This is a genomic window from Mobiluncus curtisii ATCC 43063 (genome assembly GCF_000196535.1).
Taxonomy (GTDB): domain Bacteria; phylum Actinomycetota; class Actinomycetes; order Actinomycetales; family Actinomycetaceae; genus Mobiluncus; species Mobiluncus curtisii.
On the sequence record NC_014246.1, the window covers coordinates 1,651,697 to 1,674,240 of the forward strand.

Here is a 22,544-nt window from a genome sequence, read left to right on the forward strand (position 1 = left end):
TGCGAATGCAATGGTTTGCATTCGCAGCGAGCGTTCCTTAAAAAGGGAGTGCCCCTGAACCGCACATCCAACTAACGCAAAAATCAATTCATAGGAGACTCTTTGGCGACCATACTGCAAGCGGACTTGACCAATAAGCCTTTAGATCCAGCGCGGTTCGAGGCGAACTTCACCGCGCCTACCGCAGGCTGCCAGCTCGTGTTCATCGGTCGGGTGCGCAACCATGACCAGGGGCGCGGGGTGGAGGCGATTACCTATAGCGCTCACCCGGATGCTGCCGGCGAATTGCAACAGATCGCCAGTGAGGCCAGCGCGGTTCCTGGTGTCCAGGAGGTGGCGGTGCTGCATCGCGTGGGGCACCTGTCGATTGGTGAAGTAGCTGTTTTGGCGGGGGTTTCTGCCGCGCACCGACGGGCTGCTTTTTCTACGGTGTCTTGGCTGATTGATGCCGTTAAAGACCGGGTTCCTGTTTGGAAGAAACAGGTTTTTTCCGAGGGTGATGCGGTGTGGTCGAACGTCGATACGGACTTTCAGCCCCAGAGCCGCTACGCTGCCCACTGTGCGATTCCGGGGTTTGGGGCGTCCGGTCAGGATCGTGTTATGAGTGCAAAAGTCCTGGTGGTTGGCGCTGGCGGTCTGGGTTCACCCATCATTGCTTACCTCGCTGCTGCCGGGGTCGGCCTGTCTGCAGCGGGGGGAGCCCTGGGGATTGCTGACGGTGACACGGTGAGCTTGAGCAACTTGGGGCGCCAAGTCATTCACCCGTTTAACCGCCAAGGCGAGCTAAAAACGGCTTCTGCCGCTGCCACCGTCCGCGCGTTGAATCCCGAAGTGAATGTCAGTGCGGAGCCTTCGTTGGATGCACAGAACGCCGCCGCGATTATCTCTCGATATGACCTGGTGGTGGATGCCACCGATACGTTTGCTTCGAAATACCTGATTTCTGACACTTGCGCGAAGTTATCCCGCCCCCTAGTGTGGGGCTCCGCAGTCGGAACAAACTTCGAGGTCAGTGTGTTTTCCCCAGCGGTCGGGACGTGTTTGCGCACGTTGTATCCGACTCAGCCCCCGCCCGCGAGTACTCCAGACTCGGCTACAGTGGGTATTCTCGGCCCGGTCTGCGGGCAAGCCGGGTCGCTGATGGCTACCGAAGTCCTCAAAATGGTTGCCGGTTGGGGGGAGCCCCTCATCGGACGCCTGGTTATTGGGGATGCCCGCAGGGGCAAATGGAACGTGGTGGATTATTCGACTCGCGCTGCTGCCCAATTCCCGAACCCAAACTATTCCGAAACCCTGTCCGGTGAGACTGGTGACCGTAAAGGAGAGAAATCATGAGTAACACCGAAAAATTGCTTGATTACCAAGACTTTTTGGCGAGTCTCCTGGCTGAAATCGTTCCCCTAGCCCCGCGGGAGCTTCCCGTGGGCGACTCTTTGGGGCTGACTTTGGCAGAACCCGTCATCTCCCGGCTGTCGGTTCCGCCCTTTACGAACTCGGCGATGGACGGCTTCGCTTTCAACAGTGCGGGGCTGCCGGTTGACGGTTCTGTAACATTGCCGGTGGCGGGCGATATTCCGGCGGGCACAGATCCGAGCGCGGATTGCCAGCCGGGTCAGGCGTGGCGGATTATGACCGGCGCAAAAATGCCCGCGGGGGCGGACACGGTGGTGAAAGTGGAGGACACGGATCAAAAGCCCGGTCCGGTTCCGCTACCGGAACAGGTCACTATTCATCGTGTTCCGCGAGCTGGGGCGAACGTGCGTCGGGCAGGTGAGGACCTGCCGGTGGGCAGCGAAGTCCTGGCTGCTGGCGAGGTCATGAGTCCGGGGGCGATTGCTTCGGCTATCTCGGGAGGCTATGCCAAAGTTACGGTGTTCCCACGAGTGCGGGTGGGAATTATTGCCACCGGTTCTGAACTGGCAGGGGCGGGGGCATCGCTGGAAGGGTCGATGATTCCGGATTCTAACTCGTCTCTGGCAGCAGCCTTGGCACGTGTGGCCCAGGCGGAGGTGAGCTTTGCAGGACAATGCGGGGATGATGTGGCACAGTTTAGAGAAACCTTGCGCCAGGTTGCAGAGACGAGCGACTTGGTCGTGACTTCGGGAGGGGTTTCTGCCGGCGCGTATGAAGTGGTGAAACAGGGCGTCAGTGAATGGGGATTCCATTTTGCACGAGTTGCTTTACAACCGGGCAAACCTCAAGGTTACGGCTTCGTCGAGGTAAGTGGGGGGCGCCGCGTCCCGGTGTTGACCCTGCCGGGAAACCCGGTTTCGGTTTTTGTTTCCTGGCATCTGTTTGTGCTGCCAGTTCTGGCGAAACTCAGTGGTCGGGATCCTGACCAGGCGCATGTCTGCCGGGAAGCGACCGTAGTGGAGGAGTGGACTTCGCCACGTGGGAAAGTCCAGGTGGTGCCCGTCCGTTTGACGCCGGGACAGCCGGGGGAAACCCCCACGGTGCAGCGTACTCACCGCTTGGGGTCGAAGTCACACTTGGTGGCTTCGCTGCATAAAGCGAACGCCTTGATGCTGATTGACCGGGATGTTGAGTCTGTGGCGCCGTGGTCGATTGTGAAAGTCATCGAAATTTAACCTCGGAGAGGCGTGGAACCGTGGGACTTAGGTAGCGTTCCAGGAACGGAGCCAATCGTGGAGCGCCGCGATTCCAACCGCCAGGAAATACAGTGCCAGCAGGGCGGAGGCCTGCAAAATGACGGGCCACGGAGTTGGCAGTGGGTTGGCGATAGCCGAAAAAATAAACGCCACCATGGTTGCCCAACGCCAGCCCTTTAACATGGTGCGGGCTTTGAGCACCCCCAGGAAGTTCAGCATGACCAAAATCTCGGGAATCAGGAAAGAAATCCCGAACGCTAAAACCAGGCGAATATAGAACTTGATATAGGAATCTGCCTGTAGCAGCATCGCCGAATCCGGGGGAGTGAACGAGGACAGAATCGACACGGCTCGCGGTGCGGTCCAATCGCCGAAAACTGCTCCGGCAGCGAACAAGATGACACCAGCGACACCGAATATCAACATCCACAGGCGTTCTCGGCGTCGCAGACCGGGCCAGATGAAAGCCACTAGCTGAAAAATCCACCACGGTGAAGCCAGCAGCACCCCCAACCACAGGGACACGCGGATTTTCAGGTCAAACGCCGCGCCGATAGTTTGAAAGTTTAGGTTCGCGCCAGCGACGTCTTTCATGGGGGCAGTGATGTGCGCCAGCGCGAATTCGTAGAGAAACCATCCCCCAATTGTCGCCAGGGCGATGCCCACAAATGACCAAATCAGACGTCTGCGCAGCTCAGCGAGGTGAGCGGTGACTGACATGACGCCTTCAGAGCGGGCATCACGTTTCTTGTCAGGTAATTTCTCAGCAGGCACGCGCGGGATTACTGAGCGGCACCGTTGCCAGAAGTCGGGTCAGTTTTCGCGGAATTGTCCGCAGTGGTGTCATTCTGACCCTCAATTACTCTGCCGTCAGATTTGGTGTCCTCGGTCAAATCGTTGAGTTCTTCTTTCAGGACTTTCGCAGACTTGCCTACGTTGCGAGCAATCTCCGGCAGCTTCGAGGCACCAAAAACCACGACCAAAATAATGATGACAGTAATCCACACCAAGGGGCTTACGCTGAACAACATCACATGCGCCGGAACCATAAGTTTCTCCTTTTTAACTGGCTAAATCATTACCAGCTTACCAGTTTACGCGGGCTTTTCTTGCCGGGGGGCAGCTGGTGGCTCCGTGGGGGAATCGCCGGGGGCAGAGTCAATCGATGGTTTGGGGGTGTCTGTGGATTTTTTCGTCACAAGGTCAGTGGTGACGGTTTTCTCGGTGCTAGCGGCTTTTTCTATGTCAGCGACTTGTTCCATCCACAGCTGCATTTCTTCGGCGACGGCGTCTTTAATCATCTTGCGGGGGTCGTATTCTCGTGGATCAAAGCTGCTTAAGTCAACGCTCAAGCCGGACTTGGTGAAATTTGCTTCTTCGCGTAGCCGAGCGGACCATTCCCGCAACCACTCGATGACTTTTTTGAACCAGAGCAGAGCCTGAGCCGCGTTCCGTGGACCAATGACGATGACGCCTACGACTAAAATGAGCAGCAGCTCCGAACCGCTTATCCCAAAAAATTCCACGTGACAATTCTAGTCAGGGAAACAATTTCCTGCATATATTAAAAGGGTCAGATGAGGAAACAGACCCCGAACTGGGGTGTTTACGGGGAGACTTGTGATGGAAAATACCCTACCCATGAACCACCTGAACGAACACGGCGAGGCTCGGATGGTGGACGTGTCAGCGAAAAATGAAACGTTGCGCGAAGCGCGTGCGCAAGCCATAGTCAGCGTGTCGCCCCAGGTAGCCGCGGCTTTACGCGATAATCGTGTCCCGAAAGGAGACGCCCTAGCGGTGGCGCGCATCGCCGGTATCCAGGCGGTGAAACGCACCCCGGAGCTGCTCCCGCTGGCACACCCCTTGGGGATTACCTATGTTGCCCTAGACATCACCTCGGAAGGCAACGAGGTGATTCTGCGTTCTACGGTGAAGTGCGTAGAACGTACCGGAGTTGAGATGGAGGCTCTGACCGCGGTAACCGTGGGAGCATTGGCGCTGGTGGACATGCTAAAAGGGGTAGATCGCCAGATTACTTTACGGGAAGCCTTCGTGACTTATAAGTCCGGCGGTCGTTCGGGGACCTGGGAGCGAGAATCATGACTCATGCTGCCCAATCGTTACCGCCGGAGACACCGGCTTACGTCATTACGGTTTCTGATTCCGTTTCTGCGGGTGTGAACTCGGATCGGTCCGGTCCGTTGGCGGTAGAAATGTTGTCTGAACTGGGATTTGTGGTGAGCGGGCCGATGGTGGTTCCTGATGGTGTGGATTCTGTGCACCAGGCCGTAGCGGCAGCGTGCCACAGTGGTGCGCGATTAGTCTTTACGACGGGAGGAACGGGGATTAGCCCGCGTGACCTCACTCCTGAAGCTGTGGAGAGCCTGGTGGTAGCACGTTTAAGCGGCGCCGAAGCCGCGCTACTGGAACGTAATCGGCAGGCTGCGCCTCTGGGGATGCTGTCTCGTCCGGTGGTGGGGATTTCCACGCGGCAGGCGGGAGCCGCACTGGTGGTGTGCGCCCCCGGTTCTCCGGGTGCGGTGCGGGACACGATAGAGGTCCTCACACCGGTATTGGGGCATGTCTTGGAGATTTTAGACCGGACAAATTCCTGAAAATATTCTTATCTTTCCACCCCAGCGGTACCATGTTAATGTAAACATCGTAGACTGTTTCCCCTGGGGAGGAGAATAAAGATAATGAGGTCTGTAATGAAAAAAATTCCAGCAGCGGCAGGTGCCATTCTCTTGACCTTATCCTTGGCATCATGCATGGGAAACTCAGATTCAGCGGGGGGCAAGTCGTATGATTTTGATTCCATTAAACCTGACCCCGAGATTGTGGCGATGGTTCCGCAGGCAAACCGGGAGACGTTACGCGTAGCGATGGATATTCCTTATTCCCCCGCTATGTTTCTCGACGACAATAATCAGCCTACGGGTTACGAGGTAGATGTCTTAAAAGCCTTGTCAAGGCTGATGGGGGTGTCGGAACTCAAAATTAGTGATGAAGACTTCGATGCGATTATTCCCAAAGTTAATGACGGAACTTATGACCTTGGTATGGCATCCATTACCATTAAGAAGAGCCGGATGGCTCAGGTTAATATGATTTCCTACATTCAGGCGGGATTTATTTACGGCACGCAGGGGGGAAACCCTAAGAATTTCGATCCCGCGAATCCCTGTGGACTCAAGGTAGCCGCTAAATCAGAAACCAGCCAAGAAAACGCACTGCAAGATGTAAGCGCATCATGTTTAAAGGCTGGAAAACCAGCTATACAGATTGTTTCAAGTGATAATCAAGAAGATTTGATACAGCAGGTTGCGGCGGGAACGTTGGATGCCATTATTGGGGAGAGTCCGATTATGGCTTATGCCGAGTCGCGGAATCCAAAGTTTGCCACCGTGGGCGAGGCTTTCCACGTGGCTCCCCAGGGTCCGGCTATTGCGAAAGATAATCCAGAACTGGCGAAAGCCGTGCAGGCCGGTCTGCAAAAGATGATTGATACGGGGTTGTTAAATAACGTTCTTTCCACGTGGGGGGAAGAATCCATTGCACTGCACTATGCGACGCTAAACCCGCCAATTGCGTGAATTCAAATTCATATTCCATACTTTGGGATACTATAGGCTAGTAAAGTTTAGGTGGTTTCCTCTCTGGGAAGGAGAGCAGAGGCAATGTGGCCCTCGATGAAAAAAATTTCGGCAGCAGCGGGTGCTGTTCTGTTGGCAGGAACGCTGGCATCCTGTGCGGGTTCGACCAGTGCAGCTGGCGTTAAATCATATAATTTTGATTCCATTAAACCTGACCCTGAGATTGTGGCGATGGTTCCGCAGGCAAACCGGGAGACGTTACGGGTAGTGATGGATATTCCTTATTCCCCTGCGGAGTTCCTGGATAGTAACAAACAGCCTGTCGGCTACGAGGTTGATGTTATGAAAGCCTTGTCAAGGCTGATGGGGGTGTCGGAACTCAAAATTAGTGATGAAGACTTCGATGCGATTATTCCCAAGGTTAACGATGGTACCTATGATGTCGGTGTGGCATCTATGACCGCCACGAAGGCGCGGATGTCACGGGTCAATATGGTTACTTACATTCAGTCCGGGTACATCTATGGAACCCAGGCGGGCAATCCTAAAAATTTTGATCCTGCCAATTCCTGCGGATTGAAAGTTGCCGCCCAGTCAGGCACCACACAGGCTGAAACTTTACAGGCGAACAGTGATTCATGCGTGAAAGCCGGAAAACCGGCGATACAGGTTGTTACTGACGAAGATCAGGAAAAGTTGATAGAGCAGGTCGCGGCGGGAACTTTGGACGCCATTATTGGGGAAAGCCCGATTATGGCTTATGCCGAGTCGCGAAATCCAAAGTTTGCCACCGCAGGTGAGGCTTTCCAGGTGGCGCCGCAGGGTCCGGCGACCGCGAAAGACAACCCGGAATTGGCGAAAGCTATCCAAGCCGGTCTGCAAAAAATGATGGACACGGGAATGCTCAAGGAAGTCCTCGCGCCGTGGGGTGAGGAATTCATTGCACTCAACTATGCGACCTTGAATCCGCCGATTGCCTAGGTCAGGGAGGAAATAAAATGCGTTTTTCAGCAATGATTAAATTCACCATGATTGTGGTGATGGCGTTGGTAGTTTTCGGTCTCATCGCCCAAATCGGCACCATTGTCACGACCGGTCAGGTCAATCAGGCGCAAGAAGAATCGAACCAGCGCAATAACGGGATTACCTACATTAAGAATGCCCGGACAAACCTGGCTGACAATGCGCGGGACTTTGTGGTTTCCGGTCTGGAAGAAGCCATGATGGATTACTTCAACCAGATTTATGTGAATCGCGATTCTGAGTACGGAGCCCATCTCATCGCCGATAACGACGGTACGGCAGATGAAAACAAACTGGTGCAGCAGTCGCTGGAAGCGGCAAAAGCTACCCAAGACACTGAAATACACGCGATGGCTTTGGCAGCTCTGAGCCGTGGCACTGACTTTAGTACGCTGCCTGCGGATTTGGAAAATTTCCAGTTCTCTGCAGAGGAACGGGCTATGGATCCCGAGACGCAGCTGCAAACTGCTACAGACATGGTGTTCGGGGAAATCTATTCCAATTCGTACAAGTCTGTAATGTCGCCACTGAACAGGTTGAATCAAATCGAAAACGGCTCTGCTAATGCCGCGGATACGCAAATGGGGCGGGCGGCCTCCCTACAAAAGGTCACCATCTATATTCTGATTGCGATATTCATTGTTCTGGCAGTGACGGTGTTGCTGTTCTTGCTCGCCGCGTTGCGCACTGTTCGCCTGCCTCTGTCACGGCATACTGAGGCTTTGCAGAATCACGACCAGTATGATTTGAGTTTCCGGTTGCGTGACGATACCGGAGTGCCGGAGATTCGGGATTTGGCCAAGGCTTTCAATGGGCAAAATGACCAGGTCAACGAGCTGATTGGGGAAGTTAGCGGAACGTCCAAAGGCTTGCATGAACATGCGGGTAATCTGGCAGATACGGCTGCTGAGCTAGACCAAACCGCTCAGGACACTCGTTCTCAGGCAGCGGGCGCGGCTGAACAGGCGCAGCTGCTGGCGACCAATATGGATACTTTGAGCACGGCGATGGAAGAAATGCAGGCGGCTATCCGCCAGATTTCTGAGTCTGCCACGTCGGCTTCGCGGATTTCAGAAGAAGCGGTGGAGTCGGTCGGTTCTGCGACGAAAGTTATCGATACCTTGGGCGAGTCTTCGCAGTCTATCGGAGAGATTACCAATTCGATTACTTCGATTGCAGAACAGACGAACCTGCTGGCGCTCAACGCGACGATTGAGGCAGCACGAGCCGGAGACGCCGGTAAAGGCTTCGCGGTTGTTGCTGGTGAGGTGAAAGATTTGGCTGCGCAGACCGCAGTGGCGACGGCAGATATTTCCGAGCGGGTCAATTCTATCCAGGAGGATTCCACGAAGGCAGCTGAGGCCATCGCGCAAATCAGTGAGGTCATCGCGCGAATCAACGATTCCCAACAGACGATTGCTTCGGCGGTAGAGGAACAGACGGCAACGACAAATGAGATGTTTGGTGTCGTTAGTGGCGCCGCACAGACGACTCAGGACATCGTGGGCACGATTGAGACGGTTTCGGCTAAGGCTGAGAAGTCCGCTGCGGGCGCCCGCACGACTCTGGAAGCCGGTCAGGCAGTCGCTGACTCATCCAGCCAGCTCAGCAAGCTCGTCTCCCGCTACCATCAGTAAGAGCCGCGTTAAATCATCCCGACGAAGGTGCCGCACAGAATCTTGGTAATCATCGCGACGGGATAAGCCATGGCATAGCCCAAGGAAACCCGCGGGTCGGTGTTGGTTTGATCATTAGCGAATCCCAACACCGCCGGCTGGGTTTGGGCGCCGCCCATGAAGCCGGAGAGTTTCGTGCCCCCCATCTTGGCTACCACACGCATCAAGATAAACAGGGCAAGTCCAAAAATGTTGGTGATGATGAAGCCCAGAAGCAGAATCTTCCACCAATCTCCACCGGTGAACGCGGTTTGGATGGAACCTCCGGCGTTTGTGCCAGCTTGGGCTAGGAACAGCAGCAGCCCGATTTCGCCCAAGACTTGACCCGTCGTGTAGGGCAGGGTGGTGACAAAGGGACCGATACGTCCGATGCGTCCCATAATCAGTCCCATGATGATGGTTCCAGCGGCATACCCGACGCTGAAATATCCGCCTCCGGGATTGGGGATGGGAATTTCGCCGATGAGGAACCCCAGGGTCATCCCAATTCCCAGTGCCACCGGGTTAAGGGAAGTGAGTCCGCGGGTGGAATCACCCAAGTATTTGGTGATGGTAGCGATATTAGATTTTGGTGCTACCACGCGCAACCGGTCGCCTAACTGCAAGGTCAAATCCGGGTAAGCTACCATATCCACATCGCCGCGACGGACGCGAGAGACAGTGGCACCAAAGCGGTCGCCCATGTTTAGCTCTGCAATCGTCTTGCCGGCTTTGGTGGCATCGGAAAGGGTAATGCGTCGATAGTCCAGGTAGGTGCGGTCGGTCTGTAGTGAATGGGAGGACGAGTGCCCCAATTCTTCAATGATGGTGTGGACCGCTGAGGCTTCACCCACAATGGTAATCAGGTCACCGGGGTTGAGCGTATCCGACATGTTGGGACGGGTGATGGGTCCATGTTCACCGCGGCGCAGACGTGAAAAAGCCAATTTTTCGTCGAAACGCTCGAAGATTTCTCCCAAGCGAGGTTGGGTGTCGATTTCCACTCGGATTGTTTTGGACACGACGGGGCTGGGCGCATCGCGGTCATTTTTGCCTTTTTTCAGTGCCAGCGAGGCAAAAAATATCATTCCCAGGACGCCGTACAGGTAAGCAATAGAATAACCGACCGTGGCGGTGGCATTGTCTCCAGAAGTTTCCCCTCCTGCTTCGAGCATCGGAGTGTTAGTCAGTGCCCCCGAGAGGGTACCCACAATTTGGCTGACAGGCATTCCCAGAAGGGTGCCGATACCCACCGCGACAGCGCTGACTCCCACATAGACACCGACCAGCAGGAGGATGGATTTCCAGGCAGTCTGAAGGGTTGCAAAAAAGTTCGAACCAGAGTTTGAACCAATACAAAACGCAAACAGTGAGAGCCCTAATACCGCGATTTCTTTTGGAATCATGAGCTTTATGCCCGATGCACTGGCCCACGCCGAGACGGCAATCGCGAGGAACAGTACCGCTGCTGCGCCCAAGGAAACACCTTTGACCTTGATGTGTCCAAACGCCATGCCTATACCCAATAAAGCAGCTAAAAGGACAATGGGGTGAGCTGCGAAAAATTCGAACAAAATGCCCTCCAGAGACGTCGTGATAAATCAACCTCGTGGTCGGGAAAACCAACAAAGTCAGTCTATCAACGCATACTGAAAGAATCGTCAGCGTCGGCGTGGAGGACGGGGTGGGTATCAACAATTTCCTTGTCTTGCAGCCAGTTTCGATCCGTTAGCATCCGGGCTGTGGAAAGTCCGATACCAATTGCCAAAATGACTATAGACACCTCGGTGAGGGAGGCAATAGCCCCCATAAAATTCCCCTCATTGAGGTGTACCAAGGCTGAATAGAGGGGAACCCCCGGAACCATCAGTACCGCTGCCGGCACGGACAACGAGACTCGTGAGTAGTTAAAGTTTGACAGGCGAGAGATAAAGTCTGCCAGCAGCCCGATTGCCAGCGCCTCCAGTCCTACGGAAAACTGCCAATTTAGCCCTGATTCCACGACGAAAAAACGCAGCGGATTGACCAGGGCGCATATCAGACCGGCATAAACGCACAGGCGCCGGTTCGAGTTAAACAGCATGGCGAACCCGGCAGAGGCCACAAATGAACAGACCGTGCGAGTCAAGTAGAGCCAGTTTCCCTCCAGAGGCGGGTTCACCGCGGGATCAACTGCCCAATGGAAGGTGAGGGACACGATCCACACGCTCACGCCGGCGGAAATAATCAGCATCAAGGTGTATACCAGGCGGGGTATCCCGGCGGAAAGGTCCATGCGCACCAAATCGAGCATCGAGGTAATGAGCGGGAAACCGGGAACTAAAAATAGAACCGCAGACACCACTCCCACCCGGAATCCGAGAGGATCAGCAGTAACCCAAGGCGGTATGGTTGCCAGGACCGCGGATGAATAGACTCTCCTCAAGCACGTTTCCAGGAGCTCGGCGCAGCAAATATAAACCACTGAGGCGGCAAAACCGGCAGTCATCCAGACTGCAAAATGGTTCGTTTTCTTTGCCATCATCATCCGGCGCACGCTTTGCCCGAATCCCGCAGCTAAACCTGCCAATATACACTCGATGAGCCCGCCGCGGTTCAGGAAACAGAAGCAGGCGCAGGCAAATCCTGCTGCCAATGTATTAGCAATCTTATTGAATTCAGGTTTGTAGGACTCAATGCGATCCATGAGCCGGTTTGCTTCGCTGACGGGGGTATCCGGCTTGATGTTTTGAATAAATAGCCGCAGCCGATCGAGTTTCGCGGCGTTGGTTCCAAAGTCCCTCTGCTCTGAGATTTCGGTACGGGAAAAGGGACGCAGATAGACGGTGGAGCTGATTTCACCAAAGGTGACTTGAACATGGTGTTCATCGGCGCCCAACGCGGTAGCCAAGCGGGCCATCGAAATCTTAATGCGGTAGGCAGAAGCCCCGCAGGACTGCAGCATGTGACCTAAGCGCATAATTGTGCGGGACACTTCTGTGAGCTGGATACGAATCTTTTCGTACTCCACCACACTTTGCGTACTGACTTCAATAGGGGTGTCGGTCGATTTTGGCTTGGGGGTAAAAGCGTGGTCGCGCTCGCCACGCAGTCGTTCCAAGTGCTTTGACAGAAACATTGCGGTCTGCTCTTTCACGCGTCGGGGAAAATTTAGATTCAATGACACAAAAAGATTTAACCATCTGGTGGACGCCATTAATCAGGACTAAGGGCACAGCTGGAGAAAATAATTTGGTTTTCCCCGGTTTTAGGACCTACATAGAAGCTATATTTTTGTGGTGGGGACCGGGATCTTCCCCGGCTTCATCCGTCTCACTATTCGGTCGGAAATCCACATAGTGAGATTTTACCCTTGCGAGTTTCGCTCTCATTTGACCCAGAGTTACATTTGAGGGCATGAGCGAACCAGAAAAGAAATCCATGGGTGCCTATGGCCCGGAGGAGACCCCCAATGAAGTTGATCCCGCAGCTCGCGGGGAAGTCATGACCGGTGCGAAAGCAATCATTCGTACCCTGGAGGAACTGGGCGTGACCGATATTTTCGGACTCCCCGGTGGGGCGATTCTCTCCACTTTTGATCCGCTGTATGACTCCCAGAAACTAAACTTCGTACTTGCCCGCCACGAACAGGGCGCAGCCCACGCCGCGGAAGGCTACGCGAAATCCACCGGGAAAACCGGGGTCTGCTTGGTGACCTCGGGACCTGCCGCCACGAACCTTCTGACCGGTCTGGCTGACGCCATGATGGACTCGGTTCCGATGGTGGCGATAACTGGTCAGGTCGGAGCGGAATCAATCGGTACCGACGCATTCCAGGAATCCGACATTGTGGGAGCCTCAATGCCCCTGACCAAACACAGTTTCCTGGTCACGCGTCCCGAGGACATTCCCTCGCGTCTCGCCGAGGCTTTTTTCATTGCAACTTCCGGTCGTCCCGGACCGGTGCTGGTGGATGTCACGAAGACTGCCCAGAACAAAAAAATGGCTTTCACCTGGCCCCCGCCGATGGAACTGCCCGGATATAAACTGCCCGGTAAACCTTCCAAGCAGCAAATCGTGGCAGCCGCGACCGAAATCGCGGTGGCGCATCGTCCGGTACTTTATGTCGGCGGTGGTGTGATTGGCGCCAATGCCGCTCCGGAACTGCGGGAACTTGCGGATGCGACGGGGGCGCCCGTGGTCACCACCCTGACCGCGCGGGGTGCTTTTCCGGATGACTCCCCACAGCATATGGGGATGCCGGGGATGCACGGACACGTGTCCGCGGTGCTCTCTATGCAACAGGCTGACCTGTTGATTGCGCTGGGTACCCGGTTTGATGACCGAGTTACCGGGGATGTGAAATGCTTTGCGCCGCACGCCAAAGTCATTCACGTTGATATTGATGCGGCGGAAATCTCAAAGATTCGTCACGCTGATGTTCCCATCGTGGGAAACCTCAAAGACGTCATGGCAGCCCTGCTGCGAGCCTTGCCCCAAGCCTACAAACAGTACGGCAGACCGGACCTGACTCCGTGGATGAAGTCCTTGACTAAACTCAAAGACAAGTATCCCGTCTACTTTGACGATACCTTGGACGGACTGGTCAGTCCCCAAAAGGCGATTAAGGTGCTTGACGAAGTCAGTGACGAGGACGCAATCGTGGTCACCGGCGTTGGACAGCATCAGATGTGGGCGTCCCAGTTCATGACCTACCGTTACCCGCGCACCTACATTTCGTCCTGCGGTCTGGGGACGATGGGATTTGGGGTTCCTGCCGCGATGGGCGCGAAAGTCGCTAATCCGGATCGGGAAGTCTGGCTCATCGACGGGGACGGCTCGTTCCAGATGACGAATCAGGAACTGGCTACCTGCACACAGTTGAATATCCCGATAAAGGTGATGCTGATTAATAACTCCTCGCTGGGGATGGTGCGTCAATGGCAGACCTTGTTCTATAACCAGCGCTATTCTCAGACTGATCTGCATGATGGGGTCCGGAACTTCGCCGAGGCTGACCGGGTGGGAATCCCCGACTTCATGCTGTTGGCGAAGGCCTACGGAGCCGAGGGAATCCGAGTAACCGATCCGAAGGATTTGCGAAAAGCTCTGGAAACGGCTCACCAGATTAACGACCGTCCGGTCGTGGTTGAGGTGCTGGTCAGCCCCGACGCTATGGTATTCCCGATGGTTCCCGCCGGGCAGACCAACGATAAAGTCATTTATGCCCCTGACAAGACTGTGACCTGGGAGGACTAAACATGAACATGACGCATACCCTGTCGGTGCTTGTCGAAAACAAGCCTGGTGTTTTGGCACGCGTGGCGGCACTGTTTGCCCGCCGTGCCTTTAATATTCAATCCCTCGCGGTGGGGGAAACTGAGAAACCGGAGATTTCGCGCATCACCATCGTGATTGATGTGTCCGAAGTGTCCCTGGAACAGGTCACCAAACAGCTGAACAAGCTGGTCAACGTGCTGAAAATCGTGGAGTTGGATCCCGAACGGGCAGTCGAGCGGGAACTGGTGCTGATTAAAGTATCAGCTGACGATACGAATCGAACCGCGGTGCTCCAGATTGTAGAACTGTTCCGGGCACATGTCGTGGACGTGGCGCGAAGCACCTTGGTCATCGAATCTATTGGCTCCCCAGCGAAACATGCGGCGCTGCTGCGTGAATTGGAGCCTTACGGAGTTCGGGAAATCGTCCAATCGGGCAATGTCGCGATAGGGCGCGGCTCGAAATCTATCACCGATCAAATTTAGGTGCAGATTAACAGGATTTTGCTTATTATTTGCACAGATTGAGCCCTATATCTTTTTCAATGAAACACCTCTACAATTATTAAGGAGAATAATCATGGCAGAAATTTATTACGAAGACGACGCTGACCTGTCGCTCATCCAGTCTCAAAAAGTAGCCGTAATTGGTTACGGCTCGCAGGGGCATGCCCACGCGCTGAACCTGCGTGACTCCGGGGTCGATGTGGTCGTGGGCTTGCGTGAAGGTTCCTCGTCCTGGGCGAAAGCTGAGGAACAGGGCTTGTCGGTAAAGCCCGTGGCAGAGGCGGTGAAAGACGCCGATGTGGTCATGATTTTGCTGCCGGATCAGGTGCAAAGCGCTGTCTACCGAGCTGAAATTGAGCCGAACTTGAAGCCGAACGCTGCCCTGTTCTTTGCTCACGGGTTCAACATCCGTTTCGGATACATCCAGCCCGGTCCCGGTCACGACGTATGCATGGTGGCTCCCAAGGGTCCGGGTCACGTGGTGCGCCGTACTTTCGTTGCCGGTCAGGGCGTCCCCGACGTTATCGCCGTGGAGCGTGACGCCTCCGGTCACGCTTGGGAGCTGACGAAGTCCTACGCGAAAGGCATCGGAGGGACCCGTGCGGGTGTCATCAAGACGACCTTTACCGAAGAAACCGAAACTGACCTGTTCGGCGAACAAAACGTGTTGTGCGGCGGAATTTCCCAGCTCATCCAGTACGGTTTTGAAACTCTGGTTGAGGCCGGTTACCAGCCTGAAATCGCCTATTTCGAGGTATGCCATGAGATGAAGTTGATTGTGGACCTCATCAACGAAGGCGGTCTGTCCAAGATGCGCTGGTCTATCTCTGATACGGCTGAGTATGGCGATTACGTCTCCGGTCCGCGCGTCATTACTCCCGATGTTAAATCCCACATGAAGGACGTCTTGGCAGACATTCAAAACGGCAGCTTCGCCAAGCGGTTCATGGATGATCAAGCTGCCGGAGCTCCTGATTTTAAGCGTCTGCGCGCCGCTGGTGAAGGTCACCAGATTGAAAAAGTTGGTGCTCAACTGCGTCAGATGTTTACCTGGAATACCAATAAAGACACCGATTATGTGGAGGGTCACGCCGCCCGCTAATCGCCCAGCACAGATAAGGACCTCGTGATGAAAAAGTTAATCCCCATTTTTGCGTTGGCTTTAGCTTGCGCTGCGTGGGGGTCAACTTTTTTCATGGTAAAGGATCATGTGTTGACTGAGGTTCCGGCAGCCGACTTCCTGACTGTGCGCTTTGCGCTTGCGTCTGTAGTGGCGTGTCTGTTGTGGTTTCGAGAACTGCGTACGGCAGGTTGGAAGACTCTGGCGCTGGGCTTTGGGGCAGGGGTTCTTCACGGTTTGGGGCAACTGTCACAAACGTGGGGACTAAACATGACTACCGCCGCGACTTCAGGGTTCATCACTGCCATGTCTGTGGTCCTGGTACCTTTTGTGGCAATGATTCTGTTCCGGGAACACTTCAAACCGATTACCTGGCTCTGGATGTTGCTGGCCACGCTCGGCTTGGCGGCGCTTTCCTTGCGGGGATGGTCTTTTGGCTTGGGGGAGCTTATAACCCTGTTGGGAGCAGTGTTCTTTGCGGCTCACGTGGCCTCCCTCGGTGTGATTTCGCCGGGACGCTCCGCAGGAGCACTGGCGGCGATGCAGATGGTAGGACCCGCGGTGGTGAACGCGGTTCCGGCGCTATCGGATGGGGAACTTACCTTGCCACCCAACGCTATCGTCTGGGCTGACTTGGTTTATATGGCTCTGGTTTGTGCCCTGGGCACTCTGTTCGTCCAAACGTGGGCACAAGCGCGGATGTCCTCTACCGAGGCAGCTTTGATTATGGCGTGTGAACCGCTTTTTGCCACTCTCTTTTCGGTGGTGTTTAGCGGCGAAGCCTTGACCTGGCGGCTCCTGGTGGGTGGCAGCCTCATCATGGTGGCTATAGTGGCGGCTCAACTGAGCGGGGTTCATCCCGACGAAGCTGAGCCAGTTCCGGTCAAAAACCACGAAGCTGCCCGAAAAACTGCGAATCTGACCGGAAAAACTGACAAAGTTAGAAGTAAAAAGAAAGTTGGCATGACATCATGACGAGTATTGATTTGGCTCTGATTCCGGGGGATGGCATCGGTCACGAGGTCGTTCCCGAGGCCGTGAAGGTTCTCAAAAAGGTCCTGGACGGGGCAGGCGTTGACTTGAAAACTACCCTCTACGATTTAGGGGCAGCACGGTACCATCGCGATGGGGTGGTTTTGGATGAAGCCACGGAACAATCCTTGCGCGGTCACGACGCAATTTTGCTGGGTGCAGTCGGTGATCCCTCCGTACAGTCTGGGGTGTTAGAGCGCGGGCTGCTGTTGAAGCTGCGTTTCGACTTTGACCACTATGTGAATTTGCGCCCTTCCAAATACTATCCGGGGGTGCCGACTCCGTTGTCGAATCCAGGCAACATTGATTTTGTGGTGGTGCGCGAAGGCACGGAAGGCCTGTACTGCGGCAACGGTGGGGTGTTGCGTCAGGGCACGCCACAAGAGATTGCTACCGAAGTGTCCGTGAACACTCGTCACGGCGTGGAACGTGTCGTGCGCTACGCTTTTGCCCAAGCCCAGTCCCGGCGCCAACATCTGACTTACGTCCACAAGCACAATGTGCTGGTTAACGCCGGACACCTGTGGCGCCGTTGCGTGGAGGAAGTCGGGGAGGAATTTCCAGAAGTCAAAGTCGATTATTTGCACGTCGATGCTGCCACGATTTTCCTGGTTACGAACCCATCCCGGTTTGACGTGATTGTGACCGACAACCTGTTCGGTGACATCTTGACCGACGAAGCGGGAGCAATCACCGGCGGTATTGGCTTGGCGGCATCGGGAAACATCAACCCGGAAAAAAACTTCCCGTCCATGTTTGAACCCGTCCACGGTTCCGCCCCAGACATCGCGGGTCAAGGCAAAGCCGACCCGACTGCCACTATTGCGAGCCTGGTATTGATGCTGAACCATCTGGACTATCCCCAGTTGGCAGCGCATATCCAACGCGCTATTGACGCGGACATGGCTCACCGCGCCGAAGCCTCTGCGGCAGGAACTCCGCTAGCGCGTACTACCAGCGAAATTGGCGACGCCATAGCTGCCTATCTATAGGTCTGGTGACTGCCAATCCCCGTAAACGCTGAAAATCCTGGACATTACGTCCCCTAACCGACTTTTGCCTGTCAATAACCTAAAGAAAGAAGAACGACATGAGTAACCTCGAAGAACTTGCAAAAAAACCGTTGCCTGACGCTGACGAACTAGCGGGACGTTTCCCTGCCCAGCCACACGACCACAAGGCCACTGAATCCACCTACCAAGAGGTAATGGAAAAACTTGCTTTCGGTCAATCCTTTAGTGATTATATGGCGCACGCGCGGTGGACCAAGGACGGCGGCTGGCAAGAAAAAGACTTGCGTCCTTATGGACCACTGCCCGTGTATCCGGGAACCTCAGTGTTGCATTACGGTCAGGAGGTTTTTGAGGGATTAAAGGCGTACCGCCGCGCTGATGGCACGATTTGGCTGTTCCGTCCCGCTTTCAACGCAAACCGGTTCAATCAATCCGCACGCCGCATGGCGCTGCCGGAAATCCCGGTTGAGGACTTCGTGGGGTCTTGTGTGGATTTGGTGCGCGCCGACGCCCGCTGGGTTCCCGTCAAAGACGGCGCCACCCTGTACCTGCGTCCCTTTATGTACGCCTCGGAATCTTTCCTGGGGGTACATCCGGCGCATGAGGTGACTTATCTCAATATCGGTTCGCCTTCGGGCTCTTACTTTAAAAATGGTTTTTCACCGGTGTCAATTTATGTATCGGAAGATTACCATCGTGCCGGACCGGGCGGTACCGGTGAAGCTAAGACTTCCGGTAACTATGCGGCATCTCTGCAACCTCAAGAGATTGCCGCAGAAAAGGGCTACGCGCAGGTGTGTTTCCTGGACGGAGAAACGAACACCTATATCGACGAGCTGGGGGGCATGAACGTCTTTGTGGTGTACCGTGACGGCAAGGTGGCGACTCCGCAGCTCAACGGGTGTATTTTGGAGGGCGGCACCCGCGGTGCGATTATTCAGGTTCTGGCTGACGAGGGCATTACTGTCAGTGAGGAACGTATCGCCCTGCACCAGCTGTTGGATGATATTCGCGCCGGTAAGGTCGCCGAGTTCCTGGCTTGCGGGACGGCCGCGGTCGTGACCCCTATTGGCAAACTCGGTGGGAAAGACTTTGAGTTGGAGGTTCCTACCGGTCCGATGACCAAGCACCTGCACGATGTCATCACCGACATTCAGTGGGGACGCCGCGAGGACTCCCACGGCTGGTGTTACCGGGTGTCGTAGCCTAAAAGGTTGATATGGACAGTACCTTAGAGGTCGCATTTATTTCGCATTCTGGCGCCAGCCAGGGGAATATCCTGTCCGATTCCGAGAGACAGGAATTTGTCGAGCTATTTACTGGCTGGAGTGAAGAATGCTTGGACTTCGAGGAGAACCGGTGTGCCGCTTGGTACTACTATCCGGAGGAGTCTTGGCCACGAGACATTCCTGACTTGCTTTCATGGGTTTATGTATCTTTCCCAGAATCGCAAAAGCCTCCGTTCGCGCTGCTGTTCGCGGCGATGTCGCATTGTGTGCGGCTGGTGAAGCCTGCCACCGTCGATGGAGTATTCATAAGGGTTGGTTCGTTTGAGTTTTCCCTCGGCAAGCAAATCGTGTCCTATGGGCAGCCATCCGTTGAGACGAGTTCAGCAATGTCCCGGCTGCAGCGGTTCGTCGGTGAGGTTATTCCGCGGGTGATTTTTCCAGATGTCAGGGGAGAATCGTATCTCGAAATCATTGCAGAGAACTTCCGCAAGCCGCAACAAGCGACGGTAACCATCGAATATGCCGACCAAAATATTATACCATTTTGGGATATATTTTCCGAACTTGTCCAACATCAGGAAAAGCACATATTTTATGGTTCCGAAACCGCCTCATACAATCAGGCGGCGTCGAGCACACCACGTCAGACCAGCCCGAATTCGAGACAATCTGATTCACGACAGGTCAAAGTGGACGTTTGGAATCCCATAGTAATCGGCAGGCTAACGCGGATTATTTTCCAAGCCCTGCACTTAGCTCACATCTCGTATCCTCTAACCATGACCATTGAAAAATGCTAGCCCCTAGGCTACAACTAATGTTTTCGTGTCTGAGCTTATGGCAACGAGGTGTTTCCAGATAGAACGACGTCTATCTGGAAACCACAAAGTTAGCAATCAATTAAGAATGGGCAGCTGCCAGGGGTAGAGGTAGACCTGCTGGTTAGAGGCGGCTATAGCGCCACGGATGCTGTGCCACAAGGTCAGCACAAACACCGCCAGCCACAGAATCAGAGAGAGCGGAATTAATACGATGGTAAAGAAAGCAATCCACCCGGCGATGCTGGCCAGCCACATGGTGACGTTAAAATTAAACGCTCCAGCAGCGGCAACGCGCACGGCTGGGGAACTGTCCTTTTTCACCAACCAGACGATGAGCGGTCCGAGGAAGGACAGCCAGCCTGCTGAAACCGCCATAGCGATAACTACCGAGAGATGAGCGAACATCGCCCACATACGTTCATTTTCTTTCACATATTTATTTTTCATGACACTGAGATTATCTGCAACCGGAAACCCGATTCTCTGATCCGGAATCATCTCCCCACCGACACCTTAAAAATAATTCGGAGGTTGGGGCTAAGCGCCAGGAAAAACCCGCTGGTGGTGAGACTCAGCTCAGCCTATTGGGGAGGTATTCCCGTCACGACACGCTGTTTCGGGGCGAGCCGTTTCTTCGGTAGCAGCGGCGCTTTGTCCCCTTCCAAAGTCAGCGGCCAGGCGTTGACCACAGCTTGCGCAAAGCGCCGGGAACGTTCGGAGTTTCCAATGGTGTTGTAGTGTACCCCATCACCGGTGAGGAACCACTCGGGGCGGACATCCCGATCCCACGGATAGACCCACATATTGGGGTAGCGTTGCTGCTGGTGGTAAAGCTCTGCATTCCAAGCGTCCATAACATCCTTGGTGTACCATCGGGGCGATCCGTTCGGGTTTACTACAGTCGTAATCCAGAGCACCGGGTAGTTCGGTCCGATGATGTCCATGGTGGTGCGAATATGAGTGTCGTAGTCGGTGCCGCCATAGACGTTCATATTCGCGGCATCGTTCGTTCCCAGAGCAATCACAAAGCATGAATCTTTATCAATCCCGCCAGCGAGGATTTCGCGGATAGAGTCGTTACCGGACGGAAAATCCTTAAACCCCTGATTGGTGGCGCGCGCCCCGAAGCTAGAGTTGGTAACTTTCGTGGCGCCGGTGTCCGCGTAGGTCTTCTCAGCATTGTCAGCCGGATTGAGCACTCCGGCATCGGTGAACATTGCCAGGGAGGTGGAATCTCCCACGTGGATGATTTGGTGGCATCGGGTGTGAGTCGCCGCGAGGGCGCGTGCCTGAGCCGCTTTACGTTCCCGTTCCGCTTGAGCCTTTGCCAGGGCTGCCTGTTTTGCCTCGAGCTGATTGTGATAGCTCGTAGCTGCATTGGTTGGCACGCCGACCAGGGCAAAGATGAGGAGGAAAGCGAGAGGGAAAGACCACAGAGCGTGGGGTAGGGAGCCTCTGCGAGCCAGCCACCGCCACAGAGGGACAAAGAAGCCGTTGCGACGAATGGGATCCTCGACCAGGGTCCAAGACAATGCAGCCAGACCAATGGTAGCTCCGATGATAATCAAGGCTCGGGCAAAGACCGGTATCACCTGCAGAGGCGTGTAAAGGAAAGCAATAAGTGGCATGTGCCACAGATACATGGCGTAAGACCTCTCCCCAATCCAGGCGAGGGGGCGGAGCGCAAAGAGCTGATATATCTGCGTGTAGCGGTTCGAGACAGCAAAGAGCAATGCCGCGGTAGCCAGCGAGAGAACCACCAGTAAGCCGTTGAACAAGGCTGGTGAAGAATCTGGAATAAAGAAATAAATGACCAGCACCGCGCCCAGACCGAGCCATCCCAAAGCTTCCGCCGGGTAGTTATCCCTTCGAGAGATGACCCTGCCGATGAGGGGGCGTGTCGCGCTGGGATCAGTGGGCTGAATCATCGCAATGGCGAGGATAGCCCCCACCAGCAGACCGCCCGCGCGAGTATCGGTACCTTCATAAAGGCGGGTGGCATCCATGCCGAGAGAGTATCCGTAGGCCAGCCACGCGAAGGAACCGACAGTGAGTATTGAGGTCAGGACCAGGAGGGGGATACGGCGACCGCGGCTGATGACCAAGAACAAGAGCAGCACCAGCGGCCAGAACAGATAGAACTGTTCCTCGACCGACAGCGACCACATATGCTCAAAGGGGCTCTGGGCGAACTGGTCAAAATAAGAATCGCCCCAGAAAATGGTGGCCCAGTTATTGACGTAGAAAATGGTGGTAAGCCCGCCGAGACGATAGTCGGACCAGTTTTCAGCTTTAAAAAACGGCGTGAGTGCCCAGATGACCAGCACTGTGAGGATGACTGCGGGCATTAAGCGGCGCAGGCGGCGCAGCCAAAAGGTTTTTAGCCCCAGGTTGCCGTGGTGATACCAAGAACGCATGAGGTTACCGGTGATGAGGTAACCCGAGATGGTAAAGAATACGCCTACACCAGCCAAGCCTCCGGGCATCCATTTGAAGCCGAGGTGATAGCAAATTACGCCGAGGACAGCGAGAGTTCTCAAGCCATCGATGCCTGGGTTATAGCGTGATTCATTACCTATTGGTTTCGGCATGGTAGTAGCAATAGTACTCTCTCAGGGACACGTAATTTAAATCAATGAAATTAATGCAGTGGAAATGGAGCTCAATTAATTTCTTGC

At 54.8% G+C, this 22,544-nt stretch carries 21 protein-coding genes; 14 read left to right on the top strand and 7 right to left on the bottom strand.

Annotated elements, in window-relative coordinates; genetic code table 11:
* Positions 1-102: 102 nt before the first annotated feature.
* Together HMPREF0573_RS07165 and HMPREF0573_RS07170 are read left to right on the top strand one after the other, a co-directional pair.
* On the top strand, positions 103-1,335 hold the full coding sequence (locus HMPREF0573_RS07165; RefSeq protein ID WP_004010879.1) for a ThiF family adenylyltransferase: 1,233 nt from the start codon (positions 103-105) through the stop codon (positions 1,333-1,335).
* Entirely contained in the window at positions 1,332-2,588 is a 1,257-nt protein-coding gene (locus HMPREF0573_RS07170; RefSeq protein WP_004010878.1) for a molybdopterin molybdotransferase MoeA, read from the top strand. The genes HMPREF0573_RS07165 and HMPREF0573_RS07170 overlap by 4 nt, the downstream gene beginning before the upstream one ends.
* 27 nt (positions 2,589-2,615) lie before the next feature.
* On the opposite strand, the gene tatC is transcribed toward HMPREF0573_RS07170, so the two are convergent.
* From tatC to HMPREF0573_RS07185, 3 genes are read right to left on the bottom strand one after another with little or no spacing between them, the layout of a single operon-like run.
* The gene (tatC, locus tag HMPREF0573_RS07175) at positions 2,616-3,383 is read right to left on the bottom strand and encodes a twin-arginine translocase subunit TatC (RefSeq protein WP_013189407.1); all 768 of its coding nucleotides are present in this window, start codon (positions 3,381-3,383) and stop codon (positions 2,616-2,618) included.
* A gap of 8 nt (positions 3,384-3,391) precedes the next feature.
* Entirely contained in the window at positions 3,392-3,658 is a 267-nt protein-coding gene (locus HMPREF0573_RS07180; RefSeq protein ID WP_004007023.1) for a Sec-independent protein translocase subunit TatA/TatB, read from the bottom strand.
* A 45-nt stretch (positions 3,659-3,703) separates the two neighbouring features.
* The gene (locus tag HMPREF0573_RS07185; RefSeq protein WP_004007022.1) at positions 3,704-4,135 is read right to left on the bottom strand and encodes a twin-arginine translocase TatA/TatE family subunit; all 432 of its coding nucleotides are present in this window, start codon (positions 4,133-4,135) and stop codon (positions 3,704-3,706) included.
* A 97-nt stretch (positions 4,136-4,232) separates the two neighbouring features.
* Between HMPREF0573_RS07185 and moaC the strand changes: the two genes are divergently transcribed.
* From moaC to HMPREF0573_RS07210, 5 genes are all read left to right on the top strand, one after another.
* Positions 4,233-4,715 carry a cyclic pyranopterin monophosphate synthase MoaC gene (moaC, locus tag HMPREF0573_RS07190; protein ID WP_004007021.1) on the top strand — a complete coding sequence of 161 codons (483 nt, stop codon included), beginning with the start codon at positions 4,233-4,235 and terminating at the stop codon, positions 4,713-4,715.
* On the top strand, positions 4,712-5,227 hold the full coding sequence (locus tag HMPREF0573_RS07195) for a MogA/MoaB family molybdenum cofactor biosynthesis protein (RefSeq protein WP_004010876.1): 516 nt from the start codon (positions 4,712-4,714) through the stop codon (positions 5,225-5,227). Before moaC ends, HMPREF0573_RS07195 begins: the two co-directional genes overlap by 4 nt.
* A gap of 84 nt (positions 5,228-5,311) precedes the next feature.
* A complete protein-coding gene (locus tag HMPREF0573_RS07200) occupies positions 5,312-6,208 on the top strand; it encodes an ABC transporter substrate-binding protein (protein WP_004007019.1) in 897 nt (298 codons plus the stop codon).
* Positions 6,209-6,292: 84 nt separating this feature from the next.
* Positions 6,293-7,189, top strand: a complete 897-nt coding sequence (locus HMPREF0573_RS07205) for an ABC transporter substrate-binding protein (RefSeq protein WP_013189409.1) — start codon at positions 6,293-6,295, stop codon at positions 7,187-7,189.
* 17 nt (positions 7,190-7,206) lie between these two features.
* On the top strand, positions 7,207-8,868 hold the full coding sequence (locus HMPREF0573_RS07210; protein WP_236585858.1) for a methyl-accepting chemotaxis protein: 1,662 nt from the start codon (positions 7,207-7,209) through the stop codon (positions 8,866-8,868).
* A gap of 8 nt (positions 8,869-8,876) precedes the next feature.
* Here HMPREF0573_RS07210 and HMPREF0573_RS07215 read toward each other — a convergent pair whose 3' ends face one another.
* Positions 8,877-10,460, bottom strand: coding sequence for an aspartate:alanine exchanger family transporter (locus tag HMPREF0573_RS07215; RefSeq protein ID WP_013189410.1), 1,584 nt, complete (start codon positions 10,458-10,460; stop codon positions 8,877-8,879).
* Between the two features lie 65 nt (positions 10,461-10,525).
* Positions 10,526-12,004, bottom strand: coding sequence for a threonine/serine exporter family protein (locus HMPREF0573_RS07220; RefSeq protein WP_231294144.1), 1,479 nt, complete (start codon positions 12,002-12,004; stop codon positions 10,526-10,528).
* 278 nt (positions 12,005-12,282) lie between these two features.
* On the opposite strand from HMPREF0573_RS07220, the gene HMPREF0573_RS07225 reads away from it, so the two are divergent.
* The 7 genes from HMPREF0573_RS07225 (at position 12,283) to HMPREF0573_RS07255 (ending at position 19,845) form a co-directional block, all read left to right on the top strand.
* Positions 12,283-14,124 carry an acetolactate synthase large subunit gene (locus HMPREF0573_RS07225; RefSeq protein ID WP_013189412.1) on the top strand — a complete coding sequence of 614 codons (1,842 nt, stop codon included), beginning with the start codon at positions 12,283-12,285 and terminating at the stop codon, positions 14,122-14,124.
* Positions 14,125-14,126: 2 nt separating this feature from the next.
* Complete coding sequence (ilvN, locus tag HMPREF0573_RS07230; protein WP_004007013.1) at positions 14,127-14,630, top strand: acetolactate synthase small subunit; 504 nt, start codon at positions 14,127-14,129, stop codon at positions 14,628-14,630.
* Between the two features lie 94 nt (positions 14,631-14,724).
* Positions 14,725-15,753 carry a ketol-acid reductoisomerase gene (gene ilvC, locus HMPREF0573_RS07235; protein WP_004007012.1) on the top strand — a complete coding sequence of 343 codons (1,029 nt, stop codon included), beginning with the start codon at positions 14,725-14,727 and terminating at the stop codon, positions 15,751-15,753.
* Between the two features lie 27 nt (positions 15,754-15,780).
* Complete coding sequence (locus HMPREF0573_RS07240) at positions 15,781-16,746, top strand: DMT family transporter (RefSeq protein ID WP_004007011.1); 966 nt, start codon at positions 15,781-15,783, stop codon at positions 16,744-16,746.
* Complete coding sequence (locus tag HMPREF0573_RS07245; protein ID WP_013189413.1) at positions 16,743-17,795, top strand: 3-isopropylmalate dehydrogenase; 1,053 nt, start codon at positions 16,743-16,745, stop codon at positions 17,793-17,795. Before HMPREF0573_RS07240 ends, HMPREF0573_RS07245 begins: the two co-directional genes overlap by 4 nt.
* Before the next feature lie 98 nt (positions 17,796-17,893).
* On the top strand, positions 17,894-19,021 hold the full coding sequence (locus HMPREF0573_RS07250; protein ID WP_013189414.1) for a branched-chain amino acid aminotransferase: 1,128 nt from the start codon (positions 17,894-17,896) through the stop codon (positions 19,019-19,021).
* Positions 19,022-19,035: 14 nt separating this feature from the next.
* Positions 19,036-19,845, top strand: a complete 810-nt coding sequence (locus HMPREF0573_RS07255; RefSeq protein ID WP_013189415.1) for a hypothetical protein — start codon at positions 19,036-19,038, stop codon at positions 19,843-19,845.
* A gap of 96 nt (positions 19,846-19,941) precedes the next feature.
* Here the strand turns inward: HMPREF0573_RS07255 and HMPREF0573_RS07260 are convergent, their stop codons facing one another.
* Positions 19,942-20,298, bottom strand: a complete 357-nt coding sequence (locus HMPREF0573_RS07260) for a DUF4870 domain-containing protein (RefSeq protein ID WP_244855340.1) — start codon at positions 20,296-20,298, stop codon at positions 19,942-19,944.
* 149 nt (positions 20,299-20,447) lie between these two features.
* Entirely contained in the window at positions 20,448-22,457 is a 2,010-nt protein-coding gene (locus HMPREF0573_RS07265; protein ID WP_013189416.1) for an acyltransferase family protein, read from the bottom strand.
* Positions 22,458-22,544 lie beyond the last annotated feature (87 nt).

Excerpts from the sequence above, each read along its gene's own strand:
- HMPREF0573_RS07170 (WP_004010878.1), top strand. The coding sequence starts at position 1,332 with ATGAGTAACACCGAAAAATTGCTTGATTACCAAGACTTTTTGGCGAGT.
- HMPREF0573_RS07180 (WP_004007023.1), bottom strand. The coding sequence starts at position 3,658 with ATGGTTCCGGCGCATGTGATGTTGTTCAGCGTAAGCCCCTTGGTGTGG.
- moaC (WP_004007021.1), top strand. The coding sequence starts at position 4,233 with ATGGAAAATACCCTACCCATGAACCACCTGAACGAACACGGCGAGGCT.
- HMPREF0573_RS07195 (WP_004010876.1), top strand. The coding sequence starts at position 4,712 with ATGACTCATGCTGCCCAATCGTTACCGCCGGAGACACCGGCTTACGTC.
- HMPREF0573_RS07200 (WP_004007019.1), top strand. The coding sequence starts at position 5,312 with ATGAGGTCTGTAATGAAAAAAATTCCAGCAGCGGCAGGTGCCATTCTC.
- HMPREF0573_RS07205 (WP_013189409.1), top strand. The coding sequence starts at position 6,293 with ATGTGGCCCTCGATGAAAAAAATTTCGGCAGCAGCGGGTGCTGTTCTG.
- HMPREF0573_RS07210 (WP_236585858.1), top strand. The coding sequence starts at position 7,207 with ATGCGTTTTTCAGCAATGATTAAATTCACCATGATTGTGGTGATGGCG.
- HMPREF0573_RS07220 (WP_231294144.1), bottom strand. The coding sequence starts at position 12,004 with ATGTTTCTGTCAAAGCACTTGGAACGACTGCGTGGCGAGCGCGACCAC.
- HMPREF0573_RS07225 (WP_013189412.1), top strand. The coding sequence starts at position 12,283 with ATGAGCGAACCAGAAAAGAAATCCATGGGTGCCTATGGCCCGGAGGAG.
- ilvN (WP_004007013.1), top strand. The coding sequence starts at position 14,127 with ATGAACATGACGCATACCCTGTCGGTGCTTGTCGAAAACAAGCCTGGT.
- ilvC (WP_004007012.1), top strand. The coding sequence starts at position 14,725 with ATGGCAGAAATTTATTACGAAGACGACGCTGACCTGTCGCTCATCCAG.
- HMPREF0573_RS07240 (WP_004007011.1), top strand. The coding sequence starts at position 15,781 with ATGAAAAAGTTAATCCCCATTTTTGCGTTGGCTTTAGCTTGCGCTGCG.
- HMPREF0573_RS07245 (WP_013189413.1), top strand. The coding sequence starts at position 16,743 with ATGACGAGTATTGATTTGGCTCTGATTCCGGGGGATGGCATCGGTCAC.
- HMPREF0573_RS07250 (WP_013189414.1), top strand. The coding sequence starts at position 17,894 with ATGAGTAACCTCGAAGAACTTGCAAAAAAACCGTTGCCTGACGCTGAC.
- HMPREF0573_RS07255 (WP_013189415.1), top strand. The coding sequence starts at position 19,036 with ATGGACAGTACCTTAGAGGTCGCATTTATTTCGCATTCTGGCGCCAGC.
- HMPREF0573_RS07265 (WP_013189416.1), bottom strand. The coding sequence starts at position 22,457 with ATGCCGAAACCAATAGGTAATGAATCACGCTATAACCCAGGCATCGAT.